This is a genomic window from Aeromonas sanarellii, from assembly GCF_000820085.1.
Taxonomy (GTDB): Bacteria; Pseudomonadota; Gammaproteobacteria; order Enterobacterales; family Aeromonadaceae; genus Aeromonas; species Aeromonas sanarellii.
Genome location: NZ_CDBN01000079.1, coordinates 1 through 1,062, shown reverse-complemented (window position 1 = coordinate 1,062; position 1,062 = coordinate 1). Strand labels below are relative to the sequence as shown.

At 55.7% G+C, this 1,062-nt stretch carries 1 protein-coding gene; it reads right to left on the bottom strand.

The window, feature by feature from the left end; translation table 11 throughout:
• Positions 1–56 precede the first annotated feature (56 nt).
• The gene (locus BN1132_RS15345; RefSeq protein WP_042078638.1) at positions 57–974 is read right to left on the bottom strand and encodes an IS5 family transposase; all 918 of its coding nucleotides are present in this window, start codon (positions 972–974) and stop codon (positions 57–59) included.
• Positions 975–1,062 lie beyond the last annotated feature (88 nt).

Here is a 1,062-nt window from a genome sequence, read left to right as displayed (position 1 = left end):
GGCGTTGTTGCCCAAATCAGCCATCAGGCGACAACTTCCCCAGCCCCAAGAGACTGTTACATTTGGGGCTGTCTGACAGGCAAACCAAGGGTATTTAGTTTGTTCATTGCCTTCACATACGCCATCACTTCGCCCACTTGGCCGTTGTAGTTACGCAGACTGATTTTCCCCGTCAGCAACTGCTTGAACCGATACATCGCCGTCTCTGCCAGCGAGCGACGGTGATACCCCGATATCTTCTTCCAGTGCGCCAGCCCTTCCTTGCGCATCACCAGCACTGCGTCATTTCTTGGGTGTCCTTTTTTCCATAACCCCGCGCTCTTGCGGGGCGGGATACAGGCGCTCGCCCCCTTGCTGGCTATCAGCCGATGGCAAGCCTTGGTGTCATAGGCGCCATCCGCATAAACATGTCCCAGCTTACGCCGCAGAGGGTTGAGCAAGGTCGGCAACACCTCGGCATCATGGATATTTTCCAGCGAGACTTCCGCCGCCACGATATCGTGGGTCACCGGGTCTACCGCCAGGTGCAACTTACGCCAGACTCGCCGCTTCTCGGCCCCGTGTTTTCTGACCTTCCACTCGCCTTCACCAAACACCTTCAGGCCAGTCGAGTCGATAACCAGGTCGGTAATGCGCCCCTTGCTGGGCTGCCGATAGGCCACTGTCACCGTGCGGGCCCGCTTGCTGACACAACTGTAATCGGGAGCACAAAGTGGTACGTTCATCAACTCGAACAGGGAGTCGAGTAGTCCCTGAGTCGCCCGCAGAGTGAGGTTGAAAATTCCTTTGAGCATCAGGAAGGTACAGATGGTCTGGTCAGTGTAAAGCTGGCTGCGGCCCCGCCGCCCATGATGGTCGTGGTGAAACCAGTTGCTCGTGGCCTCAGCATCAACCCAGAAGGTGAGTGAACCACGGTTAATCAAAGACTTGTTGTATTTAGGCCAGTTGGTGATGGGGTGAAGCGATGTGGCCATGATGCAGACTTGAAGAGAATGGTGGTGATCAGATCACCGAGTCCTCAGTTAGTTCCATTCAAGCTGCATCGATTTGGGCAACAACGCC